The sequence below is a fragment of the Massilia phyllostachyos genome, assembly GCF_021044825.1.
GTDB classification, from domain to species: Bacteria; Pseudomonadota; Gammaproteobacteria; order Burkholderiales; family Burkholderiaceae_D; genus Telluria; species Telluria phyllostachyos.
Window position 1 is genome coordinate 88,192 of the sequence record NZ_JAJNOC010000004.1, and the last position, 22,843, is coordinate 111,034.

The 22,843-nt window shown below is 68.0% G+C and carries 16 protein-coding genes; 12 read left to right on the top strand and 4 right to left on the bottom strand.

Annotated features, from left to right (window positions below; genetic code table 11):
• Nucleotides 1–70 precede the first annotated feature (70 nt).
• The 8 genes from aptA (at nt 71) to LQ564_RS13705 (ending at nt 10,417) form a co-directional block, all read left to right on the top strand.
• Nucleotides 71–1,387 carry an omega-aminotransferase AptA gene (gene aptA / locus LQ564_RS13670; protein ID WP_231058656.1) on the top strand — a complete coding sequence of 439 codons (1,317 nt, stop codon included), beginning with the start codon at nt 71–73 and terminating at the stop codon, nt 1,385–1,387.
• Between the two features lie 3 nt (nt 1,388–1,390).
• On the top strand, nt 1,391–2,884 hold the full coding sequence (locus LQ564_RS13675; protein ID WP_231058657.1) for a CoA-acylating methylmalonate-semialdehyde dehydrogenase: 1,494 nt from the start codon (nt 1,391–1,393) through the stop codon (nt 2,882–2,884).
• Between the two features lie 50 nt (nt 2,885–2,934).
• On the top strand, nt 2,935–4,299 hold the full coding sequence (locus LQ564_RS13680) for an NAD(P)-dependent oxidoreductase (RefSeq protein ID WP_231058658.1): 1,365 nt from the start codon (nt 2,935–2,937) through the stop codon (nt 4,297–4,299).
• A complete protein-coding gene (preA, locus tag LQ564_RS13685; protein WP_231058659.1) occupies nt 4,287–5,564 on the top strand; it encodes an NAD-dependent dihydropyrimidine dehydrogenase subunit PreA in 1,278 nt (425 codons plus the stop codon). Before LQ564_RS13680 ends, preA begins: the two co-directional genes overlap by 13 nt.
• Before the next feature lie 158 nt (nt 5,565–5,722).
• The gene (locus tag LQ564_RS13690; RefSeq protein ID WP_231058660.1) at nt 5,723–7,204 is read left to right on the top strand and encodes an NCS1 family nucleobase:cation symporter-1; all 1,482 of its coding nucleotides are present in this window, start codon (nt 5,723–5,725) and stop codon (nt 7,202–7,204) included.
• Nucleotides 7,205–7,216: 12 nt separating this feature from the next.
• Nucleotides 7,217–8,608, top strand: a complete 1,392-nt coding sequence (gene hydA / locus LQ564_RS13695) for a dihydropyrimidinase (protein ID WP_231058661.1) — start codon at nt 7,217–7,219, stop codon at nt 8,606–8,608.
• An 11-nt stretch (nt 8,609–8,619) separates the two neighbouring features.
• On the top strand, nt 8,620–9,858 hold the full coding sequence (locus tag LQ564_RS13700) for a Zn-dependent hydrolase (protein ID WP_231058662.1): 1,239 nt from the start codon (nt 8,620–8,622) through the stop codon (nt 9,856–9,858).
• 79 nt (nt 9,859–9,937) lie between these two features.
• Nucleotides 9,938–10,417, top strand: a complete 480-nt coding sequence (locus LQ564_RS13705) for an MgtC/SapB family protein (RefSeq protein ID WP_231058663.1) — start codon at nt 9,938–9,940, stop codon at nt 10,415–10,417.
• Here the strand turns inward: LQ564_RS13705 and LQ564_RS13710 are convergent.
• Nucleotides 10,407–12,161: an allantoate amidohydrolase gene (locus LQ564_RS13710; RefSeq protein WP_231058664.1), complete on the bottom strand. Its 1,755-nt coding sequence runs from the start codon at nt 12,159–12,161 to the stop codon at nt 10,407–10,409. The two genes, LQ564_RS13705 and LQ564_RS13710, sit on opposite strands and share 11 nt — an antisense overlap.
• 79 nt (nt 12,162–12,240) lie before the next feature.
• Entirely contained in the window at nt 12,241–13,179 is a 939-nt protein-coding gene (locus LQ564_RS13715) for a LysR substrate-binding domain-containing protein (protein WP_231058665.1), read from the bottom strand.
• A gap of 111 nt (nt 13,180–13,290) precedes the next feature.
• On the opposite strand from LQ564_RS13715, the gene LQ564_RS13720 reads away from it, so the two are divergent.
• Entirely contained in the window at nt 13,291–14,529 is a 1,239-nt protein-coding gene (locus LQ564_RS13720) for a urate hydroxylase PuuD (protein ID WP_231058666.1), read from the top strand.
• Nucleotides 14,530–15,768 carry a M20/M25/M40 family metallo-hydrolase gene (locus LQ564_RS13725; protein WP_231058667.1) on the top strand — a complete coding sequence of 413 codons (1,239 nt, stop codon included), beginning with the start codon at nt 14,530–14,532 and terminating at the stop codon, nt 15,766–15,768.
• On the opposite strand, the gene LQ564_RS13730 is transcribed toward LQ564_RS13725, so the two are convergent.
• Together LQ564_RS13730 and LQ564_RS13735 are read right to left on the bottom strand one after the other, a co-directional pair.
• Nucleotides 15,736–17,949 (bottom strand): RIFT barrel domain-containing protein, encoded by a 2,214-nt coding sequence (locus LQ564_RS13730; protein WP_231058668.1) that lies wholly within the window; start codon nt 17,947–17,949, stop codon nt 15,736–15,738. The genes LQ564_RS13725 and LQ564_RS13730 overlap by 33 nt on opposite strands.
• Nucleotides 17,950–18,005: 56 nt before the next feature.
• Nucleotides 18,006–20,375, bottom strand: a complete 2,370-nt coding sequence (locus LQ564_RS13735; RefSeq protein WP_231058669.1) for a S9 family peptidase — start codon at nt 20,373–20,375, stop codon at nt 18,006–18,008.
• 536 nt (nt 20,376–20,911) lie between these two features.
• Between LQ564_RS13735 and LQ564_RS13740 the strand changes: the two genes are divergently transcribed.
• Both LQ564_RS13740 and LQ564_RS13745 read left to right on the top strand, forming a co-directional pair.
• A complete protein-coding gene (locus LQ564_RS13740) occupies nt 20,912–21,553 on the top strand; it encodes an ANTAR domain-containing response regulator (RefSeq protein WP_231058670.1) in 642 nt (213 codons plus the stop codon).
• A gap of 26 nt (nt 21,554–21,579) precedes the next feature.
• Nucleotides 21,580–22,713 carry a CmpA/NrtA family ABC transporter substrate-binding protein gene (locus tag LQ564_RS13745; protein ID WP_231058671.1) on the top strand — a complete coding sequence of 378 codons (1,134 nt, stop codon included), beginning with the start codon at nt 21,580–21,582 and terminating at the stop codon, nt 22,711–22,713.
• Nucleotides 22,714–22,843 lie beyond the last annotated feature (130 nt).

The following is a 22,843-nucleotide window of genomic DNA, read 5'->3' on the forward strand; positions in this document are numbered from 1 at the left end:
CTGACTATTATTCATCAATATTTTGCCAACTGGTAAAAATTTTTCGGCCGCCATGGCAAAGGAGACACACATGAACGAATCCCGGCCCAGCTCGATGTCCGCATTCTGGATGCCCTTCACCAATAACCGCGACTTCAAGGCCAGTCCGCGCCTGCTGGTCTCCGCCGAAGGCATGTATTACAAGGACGTCGACGGCAACCGCATCCTCGACGGCACGGCAGGCCTGTGGTGCGTTCCCTGCGGCCACGCCCAGCCGCGCATCACCCAGGCGGTGAGCGAGATGGTCGGCCAGCTCGATTTCGCGCCGACCTTCCAGATGGGCCACCCGGCCGCCTTCGACCTGGCCGAGCAGCTGATGGACTACACCGGCCACAAGTTCGGCCACGTCTTCTACACCAACTCCGGCTCGGAGGCGGTGGACACGGCGCTCAAGATGGCGCTGGCCTACCACAAGGCGCGCGGCGAAGGCGGGCGCACCCGCCTGATCGGGCGCGAGCGCGGCTACCATGGCGTCGGCTTCGGCGGCCTGTCGGTGGGCGGGATCGGCAACAACCGCAAGAGCTTCGGCCCGCTGCTGCCGGGTGTCGACCACCTGCCGCATACCCACAACCTGCTCAAGAACGCGTTCTCGCGCGGGGAGCCGGATTTCGGCGCCGAGCTGGCGGACGAGCTGGAACGCCTGGTGACCCTGCACGACGCCTCCACCATCGCGGCCGTGATCATCGAGCCGGTGTCCGGTTCCACCGGCGTGCTGGTGCCGCCCAAGGGCTACCTGAAGCGCCTGCGCGAGATCTGCGACAAGCACGGCATCCTGCTGATCTTCGACGAAGTGATCACCGGTTTCGGCCGGCTCGCCACGCCGTTCGCCAGCGACTACTTCGGCGTCGAGCCGGACATGATGACGACCGCGAAAGGCATCACCAACGGCGTGGTGCCGATGGGCGCGGTGTTTTCCAGGCGCTTCATCCACGACGCCTTCATGGATGCGCCGGCGGGGATCGAGCTGTTCCACGGCTATACCTATTCGGGGCATCCGCTGGCCTGCGCGGCGGGCCTCGCCACCTTGCAGGTGTTCCGCGAAGAAGGCGTCATCGAGAACGCGCAGGCGATGCAGGCCTATTTCGAGGATGCGCTGCACTCGCTGCGCGGCCTGCCGCACGTGATCGACCTGCGCTCGATCGGGCTGGTGGCCGGCATCGAGCTCGAGCCCATTCCCGGCAAGCCGGGTGCGCGCGCCTACGCCGCCTTCAAGCAGGCCTTCGCCGACGGCATCCTGATCCGCGTGACGGGCGACATCATCGCGCTGTCGCCGCCGCTGGTGCTCGACAAAGGGCACATCGACGAACTGTTCGGCAAGCTCGCCACCGTCCTGAACAACCTGGATTAAGCAATGGAACTCATCTCGCATTTCATCAACGGCCAGCAGGTGGTTGCGGAAGGTACGCGCCGCGCCGACGTATACAACCCGGCCCGCGGCGAACCGTGCGCGCAGGTCGCCCTGGCCGACCCGGACGACGTCGACGCGGCGGTGCAAAGCGCGCTCGCCGCCTTCCCGGCCTGGGCCGCCACGCCGCCGCTGGCGCGCGCCCGCATCCTGTTCACCTACCTGCAGCTGTGCCAGCGGCATGTCGACGAGTTCGCGGCCATGGTGGTGCGCGAGCACGGCAAGACCTTCGCGGATGCACAAGGCGAGGTCGCGCGCGGCATCGAGGTGGTCGAGTTCGCGGTCGGCATCCCGCAACTGCTCAAGGGCGAGTTTACCGACCAGATCGCGCGCGGCATCGACGCCTGGTCGATGCGCCAGCCGCTCGGCGTGGTGGCCGGCATCACACCGTTCAACTTCCCGGTGATGGTGCCGATGTGGATGTTCCCGGTCGCGATCGCGTGCGGGAACACGTTTGTCCTCAAACCGTCCGAACGCGATCCGTCGGCCTCGCTGCTGCACGCGCGCCTGCTGCGGGAAGCCGGGCTGCCTGACGGCGTCTTCAATGTGGTGCAGGGCGACAAGGTGGCGGTCGATGCGCTGCTCGAGCACCGCGACGTGCAGGCCATCAGCTTCGTCGGCTCGACGCCGATCGCCGAATACATCTATGCCAAGGGTTCGGCCAACGGCAAGCGCGTGCAGGCACTGGGCGGCGCCAAGAACCACATGGTCGTGATGCCCGACGCCGACATGGGCATGGCGGTCGACGCCCTGATCGGCGCCGCCTACGGGTCGGCCGGCGAGCGCTGCATGGCGATCTCGGTGGCGGTGGCGATCGGCGAGGCTGGCGACCAGTTGGTGGCCAGCCTGGCCGAGCGCACGGCGCGGCTGAAAGTCGGCGACGGCATGGCGGCCGGCATGGAGATGGGCCCGGTGGTCACGCGCGCCGCCAAGGAGCGCATCGAGCGCCTGATCGGGCAGGGCGTGGAGCAGGGCGCGACGCTGGTGGTGGACGGGCGCGACTACCGCGTCGACGGCAGTCCGAACGGCTTTTTTGTCGGCGGCACGCTGTTCGACCACGTCACGCCCGACATGGCGATCTACCGGGAAGAGATCTTCGGCCCGGTGCTGTGCGTGGTGCGCCTGCCGGACGTGGGGCGCGCGGTGGAACTCATCAACGCCAACGAATACGGCAACGGCGTCGCCATCTTCACCCGCGACGGCGGCGTGGCGCGCGAGTTCGTGCGCCAGATCGAGGTCGGCATGGTCGGCGTGAACGTGCCGCTGCCGGTGCCGATGGCCTTCAACAGCTTCGGCGGCTGGAAGCGCAGCCTGTTCGGCGACCACCACGCCTACGGACCGGAGGGCGTGCGCTTCTACACCCGGCACAAGGCGGTGATGGAGCGCTGGCCGGATACGGCGAGCAGCGGCCCGCAGTTCGCCTTCCCGCAGATGAAGTAGCGATTGATGCAGCAGCACGGTCGTCGTCCAACCAACCAGAAGGGATGCGCATGATCGAATCACTCCAGCACCTGCCGCCAGCGGCAGGATCGAACGGCGAACTGGCTGCACAATTCACCGACCTGGCGCCGCCCTTGAGCGCGCGCCAGGCCGCGCTGGAGGCGGCGCGCTGCCTCTACTGCTACGACGCGCCCTGCATGAACGCCTGCCCGACCGGCATCGACGTCGCCGGCTTCATCCGCAACATCCAGGACGACAATATCGACGGCGCCGCCTACGGCATCCTGAAGGCGAACATCTTCGGGGGCAGCTGCGCCCGCGTGTGCCCGACCGAGATCCTGTGCGAGCAGTCCTGCGTGCGCAACAACCCGGTCGAGCGCGATCCGGTGCGCATCGGGCTGCTGCAGCGCTATGCGCTCGACAATGCCCGGTTCTCCGGTCATCCCTTCACGCGCGCCCCGGCGACCGGCAAGACCATCGCCGTGGTCGGCGCGGGCCCCGCCGGCCTGTCCTGTGCGCACCGGCTGGCCCTGCTCGGCAACGACGTGGTCGTGTACGAGGCGCGCGAGAAAGCGGGTGGGCTGAACGAATTCGGCATCGCCAAATACAAGCTGCCGGGCGACTTCGCGCAGGAGGAAGTCGATTTCCTGATGGCGATCGGCGGCATCCGCATCGAGTACGGCTGTCGGCTCGGCGAGAACCTCGTTCTCGCCGACCTGCACACCCGCTACGATGCGGTCTTCCTCGGCCTCGGCCTGGGCGCCAGCCGCGCGCTCGGACTCACCGGCGAGGATGCGCCCGGCCTGATGGCCGCCACCGACTACATCGCCGCGCTGCGCCAGGCCGATGACCTGTCGCGGCTGCCGGTGCCGCGGCGCGCCATCGTCATCGGGGCCGGCAATACGGCGGTCGACATGGCTGTGCAGATCAAGCGCCTGGGCGCGGAGGACGTCACCCTGGTCTACCGCCGCGGCCTGGAATCGATGAGCGCGACCGGCCACGAGATCGAGATCGCCAAGGCGAACTTCGTGCGCATCCGCACCTGGGCCGCGCCGCTCGAGGTGCTGCTCGATACGGACGGCCGCGTGGCCGGCATGCGCTTCGAGCAGACCCGCATGGAAGAGGGACGGCTGGTGCGTACCGGCGCTTTTGTGGAGATCGCGGCCGACGCCGTGTTCAAGGCCATCGGCCAGGGCATGTGCGAGGACGGTCTTGGCGACGCCCTGGTACGCGAAGGCGACCGGATCCGGGTCGACGCCCAGTTCCGCACCGCGATCCCGGGGATCTATGCCGGCGGCGATTGTATCGCCCCGGGCCAGGACCTGACGGTGCAGGCGGTCCAGCACGGCAAGCTGGCGGCCCACGCCATCCACGCAGACATCCAGACAAGCACGGAGGCAGCATGGCCGACCTGAGCATCGACTTCTGCGGCATCAAGAGCCCGAATCCCTTCTGGCTGGCCTCCGCGCCGCCGACCGACAAGGCGTATAACGTGGTGCGCGCCTTCGAGGCCGGCTGGGGCGGGGTGGTGTGGAAGACGCTCGGCGAAGATCCCCCGGCGGTGAACGTCTCTTCGCGCTACTCGGCCCACTACGGCAAGAACCGCGAGGTCATCGGCTTCAACAACATCGAGCTGATCACCGACCGCAGTCTGGAAACAAATTTGCGCGAGATCGCCCAGGTGAAACAGGCCTGGCCGGACCGCGCCATGATCGTCTCGCTGATGCTGCCCTGCGAAGAAGCGCCGTGGGCAGCGATCCTGCCGTTGGTGGAAGCCACCGGCGCCGATGGCATCGAACTGAATTTCGGCTGTCCGCACGGCATGCCCGAGCGCGGCATGGGCGCGGCGGTCGGCCAGGTGCCGGAGTATGTGCAAATGGTGACCGGCTGGTGCAAGAAGCACACGCGCCTGCCCGTCATCGTCAAGCTGACCCCGAACATCACCGACGTACGCCATCCGGCGCGGGCCGCGCTGGCCGGCGGGGCGGATGCGGTCTCGCTCATCAACACGGTCAATTCGATCACCCACCTCGACCTGGACCGCATGGTGGCTCACCCAATCGTGGGCGGCGCCAGCACCCACGGCGGCTATTGCGGCTCGGCGGTCAAGCCGATCGCGCTGAACATGGTGGCCGAGATCGCGCGCGACCCCGTCACGGCCGGGCTGCCGATCTCCGGCATCGGCGGCATCGCGAACTGGCGCGACGCGGCCGAGTTCATCGCGCTGGGCGCCGGCTGCGTGCAGGTATGCACGGCCGCGATGCTGCACGGCTTTCGCATCGTCGAAGAGATGAAGGACGGCTTGTCGCGCTGGATGGATACGCAGGGCTACCCCAACATCGCCGCCTTCTCGCGCAAGGCGGTGGGCAACACCACGGACTGGAAGTACCTGGACATGAACTACCAGGTCATCGCCCATATCGACCAGGACAAGTGCATCAAGTGCGGCAAGTGCTACGTCGCCTGCGAGGACACCTCGCACCAGGCCATCGGCTTCGGCGTGGATGCGATGGGCGGGCGGCGTTTCGAGGTGATCCGCGACGAATGCGTGGGCTGCAACCTGTGCGAGATCACCTGCCCGGTCGAGGCCTGCATCACGATGGTGCCGCAGGAGACCGGCAAACCTTATATGAACTGGACGCAGGATCCGCGTAACCCAAGAGCAGAGGTACTTACGTAGGGTGGGCGGTCCTCCGCGCACGCGTTCAACTGGCCGACGATCAATCGCGCCACAATTCATGGTCGGTTTGAACGCGTGGGCGGACGAGCCGCCCACCCTACGAAAAACAGCTACACTCGGCTGGCCAATTTTTTGCCACCGACCAGGAGAGTCCCGCCGTGACGACAAACCACAACGCCAGCCCTGAACTCTGGAACCACGACCTGGCCCCCACCACGCCGGCGCAGCGCACCTGGCGCTGGTACCACTTCGCCGCCCTCTGGGTCGGCATGGTGATCAGCATCCCCGCCTACATGCTGGCGTCCAGCCTGATCGAGAGCGGCATGTCGGCCTGGCAGGCGGTGCTGACGGTGTTCTTCGCCAACGTGATCGTGCTGGCGCCGATGCTGCTGATCGGCCACGCCGGCACCAAGTACGGCATCCCGTATGCGGTGCTGGCGCGCGCCTCCTTCGGCACCCGCGGCGCGCGCCTGCCCGCCTTCATGCGCGCCATCGTCGCCTGCGGCTGGTACGGCATCCAGACCTGGTTCGGCGGCAGCATGATCTATACCCTGCTGGGCGTGCTGCTCGGCGCCCCGATCGGCGGCGAACCCCTGCCGGGCCTGGGCATCAATTTCGGCCAGCTGGCCTGCTTCCTCGGCTTCTGGGCGATCCAGATGTACTTCATCGTGCACGGCATGGACTCGATCCGGAAGCTGGAGACCTACACCGCGCCGTTGAAAATCGCGATCTGCTTCCTGCTGCTCTGGTGGGTCTACGACAAGGTCGGCGGCTTCGGTCCGCTGCTCGCGCAACCCTCGCAATTCGTCGAAGGCGGTCCCAAGGCCGGCCTGTTCTGGTCCGTGTTCTGGCCCTCGCTCACCGCCATGATCGGCTACTGGGCCACGCTGGCCTTGAACATTCCCGACTTCACCCGCTTCGCCACCACCCAGCGCGACCAGGTGATCGGCCAGAGCCTCGGCCTGCCGCTGCCCATGGCCCTGCTGGCGGCCCTGGCCGTCACCGTCACCTCGGCCACCATCGTCCTGTATGGCAAAGCGCTGTGGGACCCGGTCGACGTGGCCAGCCGCATGACCGGCATCGCCGTGCTGGTCGCCCTGATCATCCTGCTGATCGACACGGCCAGCGTGAACCTGGCCGCCAACCTGGTCGGCCCGGCCTACGATTTTTCCGCGCTGTCGCCGAAGCGCATTTCCTACCGCACGGGCGGCTACATCACCGCCGGCATCGCGCTGGCCATGATGCCCTGGAAGATCCTGGAGAGCACCCAGAACTACATCTTCACCTGGCTGGTCGGCTACTCCGCGCTGCTGGGGCCCATCGCCGGCATCCTGATGGTCGACTACTACCTGGTGCGCCGCACCCGGCTCGACGTCGACCAGCTGTACCGCGAGGACGGCGTCTACGCCTATCGCGGCGGCTGGAACCCGGCCGCCATCGTGGCCTTCGTGGCCGGCGTGCTGCCCAACATCCCGGGCTTCATGAACGCGGCCTTCCCGTCCGCCTTCCCGGATGTGGGCGAGACCTTCAAGACCATCTATACCTACGCGTGGTTCGTGGGCCTGGCCATCGCGGCCGTGGTCTATGGCGCCATGATGAAAGGCCAGCGCGTGCCCGCGCTGGCGCCGAGACACACTTAAAGGAGAAGCTTGATGACGACGATGATCCGTGGCGGCACCGTGGTGAACGCGGACCGCGCTTTCCGCGCCGACGTGCTGTGCTCCAACGACAAGGTGGTGGCGATCGGGGAGAACCTCGACGCCCCAGCGGGCGCCACGATCATCGACGCCGGCGGGCAGTACGTGATGCCGGGCGGGATCGACACCCACACCCACATGCAGCTGCCCTTCATGGGCACGGTGACGATGGACGACTTCTACACCGGCACCGCGGCGGGCCTGGCGGGCGGCACCACCACCATCATGGACTTCGTCATCCCCGACCCGAAGCAGTCGCTGCTCGAGGCCTTCCACACCTGGCGTGGCTGGGCGAAGAAATCGGCCGCCGACTACACCTTCCACGTCGCCGTCACCTGGTGGGACCCCTCTGTGCACGAAGAGATGGGCGTGCTGGTGCGCGAGCACGGCGTGAACAGTTTCAAGCACTTCATGGCCTATAAGAACGCCATCATGGCCGACGACGAGACGCTGGTGAACAGCTTCCGCCGTGCGCTGGAGCTGGGCGCGATCCCGACCGTGCATGCCGAGAACGGCGAACTGGTCTACCAGCTGCAGCAAGAACTCCTGAAGAAAGGGATCACCGGCGCCGAAGCGCATCCGCTCTCGCGCCCGCCCGAAGTCGAAGCCGAAGCCGCCAACCGCGCGATCGCGATCGCCAACGTGCTCGGCACCCCGGTCTACATCGTGCACGTGTCCTGCGCCGAGTCGCTGGACGCCATCGCGCGGGCGCGCGCCAAGGGGCAGCGCGTGTACGGCGAGGCGCTGGCCGGCCACCTCGTCATCGACGACAGCGTCTACCGCCACCCGGACCCGGAGTTCGCGCGTGGCCACGTCATGAGCCCGCCCTTCAGGAGCCGACACCATCAGGACGCACTGTGGCAGGGCCTGCGCGGCGGGAACCTGCACACCACCGCCACCGATCACTGCACCTTCTGCGCCGAGCAGAAGGCGGCCGGCAAGGACGATTTCACGCGGATCCCGAACGGCTGCGGCGGCGTGGAAGAACGCATGGCCGTGATCTGGGACGCGGGCGTGAACACGGGCCTGCTCACACCTTCGGAATTCGTGCGCGTGACCTCCACCAACGCGGCCCAGATCTTCAACGTCTACCCGCGCAAGGGCGTCGTCGCGGTGGGCGCGGACGCCGACCTGGTGGTATGGGACCCGAACGGCAGCCGGACGATCTCGGCCAGCACCCAGTTCTCGAAAGGCGGCTTCAACGTCTTCGAGGGCCGCACCGTGCGCGGCATCCCGACCCACACGGTCGCCGCCGGCAAGCTGGTGTTCGAACGCGGCGAGCTGCGCGCCGAAGCCGGGGCCGGGCGCTACATCGAGCGTCCGGCCTTCACCCCAACCACCGCCTGAGGAGAACGGGCATGATTGAGCTGCGCATCGACGGCGAGCGCCTGTGGCAATCGCTGATGGACCTGGCCGCCATCGGCGCCACCGAGAAGGGCGGCGTCAAGCGCCTGGCCCTGACGGACCTCGACCGCGAGGGCCGCAACCTGGTGGTGCGCTGGGGCCGCGAGGCGGGGCTGGAGGTGACGGTCGACCAGATCGGCAACGTCTTCATGCGCCGCAAAGGGCGCAATCCGGACGCCCTGCCCATCGTCACCGGCAGCCACGTCGACACCCAGCCGACCGGCGGCAAGTTCGACGGCAACTACGGCGTGCTGGCCGGCCTGGAAGTGGTGCGCACCCTGAATGACAAGGGCATCCAGACCGAGGCGCCGATCGAGGTCGCCTTCTGGACCAACGAGGAGGGCTCGCGCTTCGTGCCCGTGATGATGGGTTCCGGCGTGTTCTGCGGCGCCTTCAGCCTGGAGACGGCCTACGCCGCGCGCGACGTCGACGGGAAAAGCGTGCGCGAGGAACTGGAACGCATCGGCTACCTCGGCGACGAGATCCCCGGCCGCCACCCGATCGGCGCCTACTTCGAAACCCACATCGAGCAGGGCCCGGTGCTGGAAGATGCTGACAAGGTGATCGGCGTGGTGCCGGCGGTGATGGGCCTGTCCTGGTACGACTGCGTCGTCACCGGCATGGAGGCGCATGCTGGGCCGACCCCGATGGGCCTGCGCCGCGACGCGCTGCAGGTGGCCACCACCATCATGCAGGAAGTGGTGGCGATCGCGAACCGCTACCCGCCCTATGGCCGCGGCACGGTCGGCATGGTGCAGGTGTTTCCCAACAGCCGCAACGTGATCCCCGGCCAGGTCAAGTTCAGCATCGACCTGCGCAACGTGAGCGACGGTCTGCTGAACACCATGCACGAGGAGATGCTGGCCTTCGTGGCGCGCACCCGCGAGCAAAGCGGCCTGGCGATCGAGGTCGAGCGGGTCTCCTATTACCCGCCATGCCCCTTCCACCCCGACTGCGTGAACGCCGTGCGCGCCGCCACCGAACAACTCGGCTATTCGAACATGGACGTGGTCTCCGGCGCCGGCCACGACGCCATCTACGCCGCCCGCGTCGCCCCGGCCGGGATGATCTTCGTGCCCTGCAAGGATGGCATCAGCCACAACGAGATCGAGGATGCGCGCCCGGATCACCTGGAAGCCGGCTGCAACGTGCTGCTGCATGCGATGCTGGAGCGGGCCGGCATCGCCGCTTGAGCTGAACGTGGCGACGCCCTCCCTGTCGAAATGGCATCATTCCATGCTACTGGAATAGTGCGACTGGAGGGCGTACAAGGTGTGGATCGAGAGAAGCTGGCTGACGATACAGCAGGAATTCGCGGACGTGGGCAGCGTCGAGGACATCACCCGCATCGTCGTGCGCCTGCTGGTGGCGGTGGCGCTGGGCGGCCTGCTCGGCTATGAACGCGAATCGGTCGGCGCCTCGGCCGGCCTGCGCACCCACATGCTGGTCTCGCTCGGCGCGGCGCTGTTCGTGCTGATTCCGCTGCAGGCGGGGATGGAGATCGGCGACATCTCGCGCGTGCTGCAGGGGATCACCGCCGGCATCGGCTTCATCGGCGCCGGCGCCATCCTCAAGCAATCCCAGAAAGACGACATCAAGGGCCTCACCACGGCCGCCAGCGTGTGGCTGACCGCCGCCGTCGGTATCGCCGCCGGCATGGGGCGCGAGGCGACCGCGGTGCTGAGCGCCCTGTTCGCGCTGGCCATCCTGGCGATCCTGCGGGTCAAGACCAAGAACCTATCTAATAGCTGAGGCGTCGCAGGAAACCGAGCAGCACTTCGCCCGCCACCTCGGCATCGTCCGCCGTCATGGTCTCGAGCGGATTGTGGCTGATGCCGCCGTTGCCGCAGCGGGTGAACAGCATGGCGACCTCCGTGATCCGCGCCATCTCCATCGCATCGTGGCCGGCGCCGGACAGCAGGTCGAAGCGCGGCAGGCCGCTGTCGAGGAGGGCGTCGCCCAGCATGTCCATCAGGCGCGGCGAGCAGGGCGCGGCGTCCGCTTCCACCAGCTTCCACAGCTGCTCCTTGACACCGCGCCGCGCGCAGATGGCGCCGATGCCGGCCAGGATGTCGTCCACCGCCGCCAGGCGCTCTGCGTCGCTGGCCGCGCGGATGTCGAGCGACAGCCGGCAGCGGCCCGGGATCACGTTGACCGAGCCGGACGGTACCTCGAGCTGGCCGACGGTGCCGACCAGCGAGCCGCGTCCGCCGCAGCGCTCCTCGACCAGCAGCACGATCTCGGCCGCCGCCGCGGCGGCGTCGCGCCGCATGTCCATCGGCGTGGTGCCGGCGTGGCCGGCCACGCCCATGAGTTCGACCAGGTAGCGCGAGCTGCCGGCGATCGCCGTCACCACGCCGACCGGCAGGCCGCGCTCGAGCAGCACCGGGCCCTGCTCGATGTGGACTTCGACGAAGCCGAGCAGGGAGGCGGGGTCGCGCGCGATGGCGGGAATCGACGATGGATCGTGGCCGGCCGCCGCCAAGGCAGAGCGCATCGTCACGCCGTCGCCGTCGCGCTGCTCGAGAAGAGCGGCATCGAAGCGCCCGGTGATCGCGCTGCTGCCCAGGAAGGTGCTGCGAAAGCGCACGCCTTCCTCTTCCGCGAAGCCGACCACGTCGAGGTGGAAGGGCAGGCGCTCGCCGCGTTCATGCAGGTGGCGCACCAGCGCGATCGGCAGCAGGATGCCGAGCCGGCCGTCGTACTTGCCGCCGTTGCGGACGGTGTCGTAGTGCGAGCCGGTCATCCATACCCGCGCATCCGGCTGCGCCGCCGCATAGCGGCCAATGACGTTGCCGACCGCGTCGATGTGCACCGTCATGCCGGCCTCGCGCATCCAGTCCGCCAGCCGGGCGGCGGTGCGGATGTGGCTCGGTGTCATGTAGGCGCAGGTGAGCCCGTCGCCGCCGTCGCTGATCGCGCCCAGGGTTTCCGCCCAGTCCATCACCTGCGGGCCGAAGCGCAGCGCCACGCCGAGCAGGGCGTTCAGGCGGATCTCGGCGATGCGGTGCACCTGGCGCAGGCATTCGGCCATTTCGGCGTCGAGACTGTTCTCGAGCCGGCGCGCGAAGGTCGCGATGATGGCGGCGCGGGTCAAGCCGCGTCCGGTCGGTCCCTTTACCGCGAGGATGAAGGGGAAGCCGAACTTGTCGCCATAGTCCTTGTTCAGTTGCTGCAGCTGCCCGTACTCGTCGAGGCTGCAGCGGTCCAGACCCGACGCCGCCTGTTCGCCCGTGGATTCCGCCGTCAGCTCGCCGGCGATGGCCGCCTTGCCGGCCAGTTCCGGGTGGGCGCGCAGCAGGGCCAGCCGCTCGTCGTTCGACGCCTGCTGGACCACCGCCTGCAAGGCCTGCTTGAGGGCGGCGACGCTGGCGAAGGGGCGCATGGCGGCGGCGCGGTCGGCGATCCAGGGCGAGTGCTCGTAGACGCCCTGCAGCGCCTCGACGAAGGCGGCGGGCGGGCAGCTGTTCAGGTGCGGCAGGGTGGTCGTGTTCAAGAATGCCTCCGTGGGTCACGGGATGATAAATCCTGTACGCCTCCGGGTTCATACGCCGCAACGCATACGCAGTATGGGGTTATTTGCCCACCAGCGCGCGCGCCGCGGCGCTGACCTGGTCGCGCAGCCATTTGTGTTCGGACGACTGGTGCACCCGCTGGTGCCACAGCTGGTAGAAGCGCATCGGCGGAAACTTGATCGGCACCGTGAAGCTCTTGAGGGGCAGCGTGCGCTCGTAGAAGCGGATGAACTGGCGCCCGGTGGTCAGGACCAGATCGGTCTGGGTCAGCATGTAGGGAATCACGCCGAAGTAGGGCGACTCGACCGCCACCTTGCGCTGCAGGCCCTGGCGGTCGAGGAAGGCGTCGATCACGCCATGGTAGCCCGGCAGCATCTGCGACGGCGCCACGTGCGGCAGCGACAGGTAGTCCTCGACCGTCATCGCGTCGCTTGCGGTGCGCCGCGCATAGGGGCTGTCGGCGCGCATGGTGCAGATGATCGGGTCCTCGAACAGCTTGGACATGTGCAGGTGGGCCGGCGGCTCGTCCCAGTTGGCGATCACGAGGTCCATCTCGCCGTCGGACAGCATGCGCAGGTAGTCCAGGCCCGGCCCCAGGCTGTGGAACACGACCTTGCTGCCCGGCGAACCGCGGCGCAGCGCCGCGACGACGTTCGGCAGGAACTGGGTGTCGAGGTAGTCGGGGGCGGCGATGTGGAAGGTGCGTGTCGCTTCTTCGGGCACGAAGGGCGACTTCCTGACGAACAGGCCCTCGGCTTCGTCCAGGATGCGCTTGGCCGGTTTCAGCAGGGTCTCGCCATGCTGGGTCGGCACCATGCCGCGCGCGCCGCGCACCAGCAGCGGGTCGCCGGTCAGCTCGCGCAGCTTGCGCAGCGAGGCCGAGATCGAGGGCTGCGGCTGGTTCAGCTTGAGCGCCACGTGCGAGACGTTCTTCTCCACCAGCAGCAGGTAGAGGATGCGGATCAGGTGCAGGTCGAGGTGCTGGGGCAGGCTGGACATCGGCGGCGTCGGTTTGCGTATATCAATCTGGTTATGTCGAATATACGCTAGTTTTCATGTTGCAGAAATTGAAATCAGGCTATCGTCGGGGAAACCACATAAGGACGCCGCATGGACGCATTTGGACACCTGGCCGCTCATCTCGGCGCATACGGCCTCGAATGGCTCAACCTGCTCGTGCGCTGGCTGCACATCATCACCGGCATCGCCTGGATCGGCGCCTCCTTCTATTTCGTCTGGCTCGACAACACCATCCGTCCCCCGGCGCCCGATTCGGAGCTGGCGAAAAAGGGCGTGTCGGGCGAGCTGTGGGCGGTGCACGGCGGCGGCTTCTACAATCCGCAGAAATACCTGGTGGCGCCCGCCGCGCTGCCGAAGGAACTTCACTGGTTCAAGTGGGAAGCGTATTCGACCTGGCTGTCGGGCTTCGCGCTGCTGGTCATCGTCTACTACCTGAACGCCCAGGCCATGATGGTCGACCGCGGCGTGGCCGATCTCTCGTCCTGGCAGGCGGTCGGCATCGGCCTGGGCAGCCTGGTGGTTGGCTGGGTGGTCTACGACCTGCTGTGCCGCTCGCCCCTGGGCCGGCACGACCTGGCCTTCGGCCTGACGATCTTCGCCTTCCTGGTGGCCAGCAGCTATGTGCTGACCCATCTGCTCAGCGGCCGCGCCGCCTACCTGCACGTGGGCGCGATGATCGGGACCATGATGGTGGCGAACGTGGCGATGCTGATCATCCCGGGCCAGCGCAAGATGGTGAACGCCATGCTGGCGGGCGAGAAGCCCGACCCCGTCCACGGCATCAAGGCCAAGCAGCGCAGCGTCCACAACAACTACTTCACCCTGCCGGTGCTGTTCATCATGATCAGCAACCATTATGCGATGACCTACCGCCACGCGTTCTCCTGGGCGGTGCTGGGCGCGATCATGGCGGCGGGCGTGTTGATCCGCCACTTCTTCAACCTGCGCCACAAGGGCCGCATCGAATGGCGCTATCCGCTGGCGGGCGTTGCGATCCTGGCCGGTGTCGCGGTGGCGATCGCGCCGAGCGCGCCGGCGCCCGCGGCCGCGGCGGCGCCGGGCGTCGACTTCGCGCAGGTCCGCACCATCATCGACCAGCGCTGCGTGTCCTGCCACGCGGCGCATCCGACCCAGCCCGGCTTCGCCACCGCCCCCGCCGGCGTGATGCTGGACACCACCGAACACGTGAGCCGGAACGCCGCCCGCATCTACCAGCAGACCGTGCAGATGAAGGCGATGCCGCTGGCGAACCTCACCAACATGACCGACGCCGAACGGGCGCAGGTCGGCGCCTGGTTCGAAGCCGGCGCACGGACAGGAAAACCCTGAATGGACACGCAAACGCAACAACGCCTGCTGGACTGGATCGACGCCCACTTCGACGAGGAAGTCGCCTTCCTGCAGCAGGTGATCCGGACGCCGACCGACACCCCGCCGGGGAACAACGCGCCGCATGCGCAGCTTGTCGCCGCCATGCTGGAACAATACGGCTGGACCGCCGAGCAGCACGCCGTGCCGGAAGCGGAGGTGCACGACTACGGCATGCAGAGCATCACCAACCTGATCGTGCGCCGCCCCTATGGCGCGGGCGGCCCGACCGTGGCGCTGAACGCGCACGGCGACGTGGTCCCGCCGGGCGAGGGCTGGACCAGGCCGCCCTACGGCGCCGAGATTGACAACGGCGCCATCTACGGCCGCGCAGCGGCGGTGTCGAAAAGCGATTTCGCCACCTATGTGTTCGCGGCGCGGGCGCTGGAGGCGCTCGGCCTGCCCTTGAAAGGCGCGCTCGAGCTGCACTTCACCTACGACGAGGAATTCGGCGGCCTGCTCGGCCCCGGCTGGCTGCTGGAGCGGAAGCTCACGCGCCCGGATTACGTGATCGCGGCCGGCTTCAGCTACGGCATCGTCACCGCCCACAACGCCTGCCTGCAGCTCGAGATCACGGTGCACGGCAAGGCCGGCCATGGCGCGATGCCGGAGACGGCGGTCGACGCATTGCAGGCCGCGTCCCGCATCCTGAACGCGATCTACGGTCAGCTGCCGGAGCTGAAGAAGATCAGGTCGCAGGTGCCCGGCATCGATTCGCCCACCATGCTGGTTGGCCGCATCGACGGTGGCACCAATACCAATGTGGTGCCGGGCAAGGTGGTCATGAAGATGGACCGGCGCATGATTCCCGAGGAAGACCCGGCGGCGGTGGAAGCGCAGGTGCGCGCCCTGGTCGAGGCGGCGGTGGCCGGCATGCCCGGCATCCGGCTCGAGATCCGGCGCCTGCTGCTGTCGCAGGCGCTGCGCCCGTTGCCGGGTTCCGAGCGCCTGGTGGCGAGCCTGCAGCGGCACGGGCGCGCCATCCTGGGCCAGGAGATCGCGGCCGGCGGCACGCCCCTGTATGCGGATGCGCGCCTGTACGGCGAGCACGGCATCCCGGCGGTGCTGTACGGCGCCGGGCCGCGCACGGTGCCGGAGTCGAACGCCAAGAAGGCCGACGAGCGCCTGGTGCTCGACGACCTGCGCAAGGCGACCAAGGTGGTGGCGCTAACGCTGCTGGACTTCCTCGGCGGCGCCTGATTCGGTGCGCGGGATGATGGCGAACTGCGGCCCCAGGCCGTAGTCGGGCTTGACACTGCGGGCCATGAACCGGCGCCAGGCCTTGCGGCCGGGCTCCCCGAGTACGTCCGCGGCGTAGGCCAGGGCCGGTTGCATGTTCGACGGATAACCGGAATCGCCCGACGAATAGCCGGTCATCTCGCCAACGCGCAGCTTGAGTGCGGAAGCCATGTCCGGACCGGCGCAGGGCAGGGCGGCCATCTCGGGGGTGACGCTGGCGCGGTAAGCGTCGCCGATGGTGGTGAAGAAGGGCGCACGTTCGTTGTCGCGCACGATCATGCTGTACATCGCACCGTGGATCCAGCACATGCCGTCGCCCGTCATCCGCATCACGGGATAGGCCGCTTTCCAGCGCAGCAGCGGACGGGCTTTGGCAAAGCCCAGTTCCGCCAGGTGGCCGACAGCCGCGGTGAAGAAATCGTCCTGCCAGGGCGCCAAGCCGCGCTTGTCGTGGTATGCCATCGCGTAGCCATTGACGATGGCTCCGAGCCGGTTGGCCTGCGGGTTGTCGGCATAGCTGGCGTTGTACCAGTCCAGGTTGTCGTCGAGGATCCGGGCGAAGTGGCGCTTGAGCGGATGGGTGTCGGGCGTGATGTATGCGGCTTCCCCGAGTGTGCGCAGGGCCCAGGCCTGGCCGCGCACCTGCTCGGGGCGGAGCAGCCCCTTGCTGGCGTCGCGATAGCCGGGGTTGGAGTTGAAGACGTCGTACATGGCCCAGAACTGCAGTTCTTCCAGGTGGAAGTGGTCGCCGGTGAGCAGGTAAGGCAGGTAGGAGAAGGCCGGCTGGTGCGAGATGTCGTGCTGGTTCGGGGTGTCGCAGGCGCCGCGCCGCACGCAGGCCGGGAACATTTCGCTCTTGCCGGTGGCCGGATTGCGCGTGTCGCCCGGGTTGCCGACCAGGGTCATGTAGGGGAAATCGAGCAGGCTGACCGGCAGCCCGGTGCGCCGGTCGCGGTAGTGCATCGACCAGCTGCCGGCCAGGTCGGCGGTGCCCATCGTCATCTCGCGGGCACGCGGGTCCATCCCGAGCAGGTACATGGCGGCCCATCCGGGCATGAGGCCGATGTCGGGGCGCCCGCCGGTCGTCGGCATGGCGCGCGTGGCCAGGCCCGTGCTCATCGGCTCCGCCTTCTCGCGGTTCCAGATGCCGTACAGCTGCGCCAGCGCCTTTTCATCGATGCGCACCGACTGGTCGTAGTTCGGCACGGCGCGCGAGCCGATCAGCTGGCGGGTGTCGTGGCGAACGTGCAGCGCCGGTTCGCCGCCCCACCAGAACAGCTTGCGCCAGCGCGCGTGGTGATAATGGTTCAGGCCCGGATGGGCGTAGACCTCGTTTTCGCCCACGATGATGCGGGCGTCGTAGACGAAGTTCTGCGGCGCCGGCTCCCAGGCCCAGTTGTTCTCGACCGTGACGTCGATACGCGCCCTGGCGAGCAGCGGATACCAGCGCACGGCGAAGCGCGCGGCCAGGTGCGGATGGGGGCGGCCCTCGGCATCGAGCAGGGGCGTGGACAGCAGCCATTCGCGCGCCACCGGGCCGTCGAGCCAGAGGGCGCCCCTGTCCTGATCCAGCAGGGGACGCAGCTGCGCGCTCCAGCGCTTGCCCTCCAGGCGCGCTTCGACCCTGGCGTCCAGTTCCTTGCCGGGCATGGCCGCGCGCTGGCCCGCAGCCGGCGCCACGCCTTTCGCGCCGCCGGCGAACAGGCCGATCACCGCCGGGCGGTCGCGCGGCAAATGCGCGAGCACCAGCGACACCACCGCGTGCCTGACGGAGCCGTCGGGATGGCGCGACTTGATGTCGACCTGTACCGGCACGCTGCCGCCGTCGGCGAGCCGCGCCTGCAACTGCTGGCTGGAAGCGACCTGGCCGACCCCGAACACCTGGCCGAAGGTGACCGGGACATCGTCCTGATCCTGCTGGCCGGTGTTGCCGAAGGAGAGCGTGGCCAGCGCACCCGGGATCGGAGCTGCCGCCGCGGCGCGCGCCGGCGCCGCATCCGCCTTCGTGGGGGCGCTCTTGCCATAACGGTGTTCGAGCACGCGGGCGTCATCGAGGCCGCCGCCGGCAGGGAATTCCTGCGCCTGCGCCGCGCCCGGCACGGCAAGGGAGAACACGACGACGCTCAGGCGGGATAGCAGCATGGGATGAGTGACCGGCCAATGAAAAGGGCGCCTGGAGGCGCCCTGCATCTTACACCTTACTTGCCCTGCTTGAGCGTACGCTCGAACAGCTGCCAGATGCGGCGGTACTGGTCGTACCAGGCTTCCGGCTGCACGTAGCCGTGGCGTTCCAGCGGGTAGCTGGCCAGCTCCCAGTGGTCCTTCTTCAGTTCGATCAGGCGCTGGGCCATGCGCACCGAGTCCTGGTAGAACACGTTATCGTCGATCATGCCGTGGGCGATCAGGAGGTGGCCCTGCAGCTTGTCGGCGTACTCGATCGGCGACGAGATCTTGTAGGCCTGCGGGTCGATGTCCGGCGTGTTCAGGATGTTGGCGGTGTACTCGTGGTTGTAGGTCACCCAGTCGGTCACCGGGCGCAGGGCGGCGCCGGCCTTGAAGGTTTCCGGTGCGCGCAGCAGGGCCATGAAGGTCATGAAGCCGCCGTAGCTGCCGCCGTAGACGCCGACGTTGGCCTTGTCGCCCTGCTGCTGCGCCACCATGTAGTTCACGCCGTCGAGGTAGTCGACCAGCTCCGGGTGGCCCATCTGGCGGTAGATCGCGGTGCGCCACTTGGCGCCGTAGCCCTTCGAGGCGCGGTAGTCCATGTCGAGCACGACGTAGCCGTTCTGGACCAGCAGGTTGTGGAACATCTGCTCGCGGAAGTAGTTCGGATAACGCCTGGTCACGTTCTGCAGGTAGCCGGCGCCGTGCACGAACATCACCACCGGATACTTCTTGCCCGGCTCGAGCTGGGCCGGGCGGTACAGCTTGGCCCAGACCGGGTCGCCGCCGGCGCTCGAGGGCACCGCCACGTACCGCGGCTCGACCCAGCTGCGCGCCTTGTAGGCGTCGCTGCGGGTGTCGGTCAGCCTGGTCGCCGCGCCGCCGCCGGCCGGCACGGTGGCGACCTGGATCGGGGTGTAGCTGCTCGAATAATGCACCAGCAGCTTGCGCTCGTCCGGCGACAGGCGGAAGCGCTCGACGCCGTCCAGGCTGGTGACTTCCTTCACGTTACCGCCCCGGGCGTCGACGGCGCAGACTTCGTAGTCGCCCGGCGTCGCGCGGTTGCACATCACCCAGGCCGTGGCGCCGTCCTTCGACCAGCGCACGTCCGAGGCTTCCCACTTGCCGCTGGTGAGGGCGCGCGGCGCGCCGCCGTTGCTGTCCTGGGTGTACAGGTGCGAGTAGCCGCTTTCCTCGGACAGGTACCACAGGGTGCGGTTGTCCGGCAGCCAGCCGAATTCGTTGTTGTCGTAGTTGACCCAGGCGCCGTCCGTCAGGCGGTGCAGCGGCTGCAGCTTCGCGGCCTGCAGGTCGACGGTGGCGATCCAGCGGTCCTTGTTGTCGACCGCGCGCAGCATCACCGCGACTTTCGAACCGTCGGCGGTCCAGTCGATGGCGTCGGCGCCGTCGATCACGCGCACCGCGCGGTTGCCTTTCAACGGGTCTTTCTTCGCCGCGGCGCGCAGCTCGGCCAGCGGGTCGGTCGTCACGCCCGGCAGCACGTCGAAGGACAGGTCCTGCACGCGGTTCGTGCGCAGGTCGACCAGCTTGACGGTGTGCGCCGGCGGCATGGCGCGGCCGACGCGCGAACGCACGTCCTCGGTTTCCTCGTAGCCGGATTCGGTCACGTAGCGCGGCAGTTTGCCGGTGCGGCCCTTGTCGGCGCCTTTGGGCTCGGTGACCACGATCAGCCAGCGGCCGTCGGGCGAGAGCACGCTGCTGTCGACGGCGACCTTGTCGCCCAGGTAGACCGGGCCCGGAGGCAGGGTCGGGTCGCTGCGGCGCTGTTCGTTCATGCGTTCGCGCATGGCGTCGCGGTCGTCCTTCTGGCGCTTCAGGTGCTCGCTCAGGCGCAGCTGCTGCGTGCGCAGCGGATCGTCCTCGCTCGCGGCCGGGTCTTTCGCGGCGCGCAGCAGGGCCAGCGGGCCGGCGACCTTGTTGGCGCGGTCCCAGCCGTACCAGTCGTTGTCGATGCGGTACTGGACGCTGCCTTCGTCGCTGCTGTACTGCATCGCATTGAGCTTGGCGGCGCCGCGGGTGATCTGCACCAGCGCGCCGCTCTTGAGGTCGCGCTCGAACAGGTCGCCGTTGCGCAGCATGAGGGCGCGGGTGTGCATGCGGTTGTAGATGACGTCGGCGCCGTCGATCTTCGTCAGCTCGGCATCGAGGACCAGCTTCGGCTTGGCGTCCTGGCCGACCTGCCAGGTGTCGCGGATCGGCGAGCCGGTGCGCTTCTGTTTATAGAACACCTGCTTGCCATCCCAGCTGAACCAGGCGGCTTCCACCGGCGTGCCGATCCAGTCGGGATGGGCCATGGCCTGGTCGAGGGTGATGGGCGTGGACGCCGCCGCAGGCAGCGCCAGGGCGAAGGCCGCGGCAAACGAAGTGAGTGCAGGTATGCGCATTGTCGAATGGTGAGCTGAGTGAAAGGGACTTTCTTGCCAGAAAAACGCGCTTGCATTCTAGCTCAGCAGACAATGTTGCGGTGAAGCGAAACGGATGGTTGGGACCCACAAGAAAACAGCGCCACCGTACGTACGTACGGGTGGCGCTGTTATTTGGGGGGGCGCTGCTGCGGCGCAGCGTGCGCGCTTAACCGCGGACGGTCGGCGCCCAGCCGCCGTGGGCGGTGTAGAGTTCGATCGAAAAGCTGCGCACGGCGGCGACGGCGCTGGCGACGAGACGGCGGGTGGATGCGGCCATGGTGTTCTCCTGTCAGGGTAAGGATGTGATGCGATGTTGCGTTGCAGTATAAGGACGTCCGCGTCATAAATAAACTTTCGGTTTGTGATCTCAGCGATAGATTCCAGGAATAATTGTCGGCTTCTCTCGTCCGCAGATATTTACGACGCGAATGTCTCATTGTTGCCACTGTGAATGTAAAGGGCTGGCGGACTGAGCTGCTCGACAGGGTGGTGCGAATCTTGCATGTCGACAGGACATGAAATCGCCCGGCAGTGCCTCATCCTCCTTACGCATCGTTGTCGTCAATCCCGCTACACCGGTGGCCGAAGAGAACGAAGCGGCGGCCGAACAGGCGCGCCGCAGTGCCGCGCTGCGCATCGGCCTGCTCGAATGCGGCTACGATCTGGTGGCCTCGCTGCCGGCCGACGTGTTCCTGGCCGAGCGGATCAGCCAGCTGCAGCCCGACATGATCATCGTCGACAGCGCCTCCAGTGCGCGCGACATCCTCGAGCACATCGTGATCGCAACAAGCAGTGCGCGCCGGCCGATCGTGCTGTTCACCGAAGACGATGCGCCCGCCAGCATGGACGCGGCGCTGGACGCCGGCGTGTCGGCCTATATCGTGGCCGGCCTGCAGGCCGAGCGGGTCAAGCCGGTGCTCGACGTGGCGCTGGCGCGCTTCCGGCGTGAGCAGAAGCTGCTGGACGAACTGGCAGGCACGCGCCAGAAGCTGGTCGAGCGCAAGCTGGTCGACCGCGCCAAGGGCCTCCTGATGGCGCGCTACCGCCTCAGCGAGGACCAGGCCTACCAGCGCCTGCGCAGCATGGCGATGAACAAGAACATGAAGCTGGACGAGATCGCCCAGCGCCTGATCGACGTGGAAGACCTGCTCGGCTGATGCCGGCGGCGCAACAGAGGAACACTATGGCAGGATCGAACAAGGGCGGCGCCTGGGTCGCCGGCTCGGACAAACCGGAACGCGCGACCGTGCGCATCGGCTTCATGCCGCTCGCGGACTGCGCGCCGCTGGTGATGGCGTCGGTGCTCGGCTTCGACGAGAAGCATGGGCTGCGCTTCGTGCTGAGCCGCGAACTGTCCTGGACCGGCATGCGCGACCGCCTGCTGGCCGGCGAACTCGATGCGGCGCACGTGCTGTATGGGCTCCTGTACGGCCTGCAGATGGGGATCGGCACCCGCGCGCGCCAGATGGCGGTGCTGATGAACCTGAACCAGAACGGGCAGGGCGTGACGGTGTCGACCGCCGCGGTGGCGCCGCTGCGCGCACGCGAACGGCGCTTGCGCTTCGCCCACACCTTCCCGACCGGGAACCACGCGATGTTCCTGTACTACTGGCTGGCGGCGGACGGCATCGATCCGGTGCGGGACTGCGACATGGTGACGGTGCCGCCCTGCCAGATGGCGCCCAGCCTGGCGGCCGGTCACATCGACGGCTTCTGCGCCGGCGAGCCCTGGGGCCAGCGCGCGGTGCGCGAGGGCGCCGGGACGCTGGCCGTGTCGAGCGAATCGATCTGGCCCGACCATCCGGGCAAGGTGCTGGGCGCCAGCGCCGACTTCGCCGCCGCCAATCCGCACACCTGCCGCGCCATGATCGCGGCGCTGCTGGAAACCGCGCGCTGGCTGGACGCCGCGCGCCTGAACCGCGAGGCCGCGGCCGAGGTGCTGGCCAGCCCCCACTATGTCGACGCCGACCGCGCCCTGCTGCAGTACTGCCTGGCCGGCCGCGGCGGCGATCCGGACCACTGGCGCGGCCATAATGGCCTGCGCTTCTTCGGCGACGGCGCGGCCACCTTCCCCTGGCTGTCCGACGGCATGTGGTTCCTGACCCAGCAGCGGCGCTGGGGCCTGCTGCGCAGCGATCCGTCCTGGCGCTCGGTGGCGGCGGAGGTCAACCGGATCGACTTGTACCGCGACGCCGCGAGCCAGGTCGGCGTCGACCTGCCGACCAGCGTGTTGCGCCGCTCGACCCTGATCGACGGCCGCGTGTGGGACGGCAGCGACCCCGCGGCCTACCTCGCCTCATTCGGGGGCGCGGCCTGATCTGGTGCGCCCGCGTGCATCATTCGCGCGCATGGTGCACCGCAATGTAGCGCAGCTGCTGGTCCCCTCCCTCTGGCGCGGGCCTGGCACGGCCCTTGCAATAACGGTAGTACAGGGTCAATGGCGATCC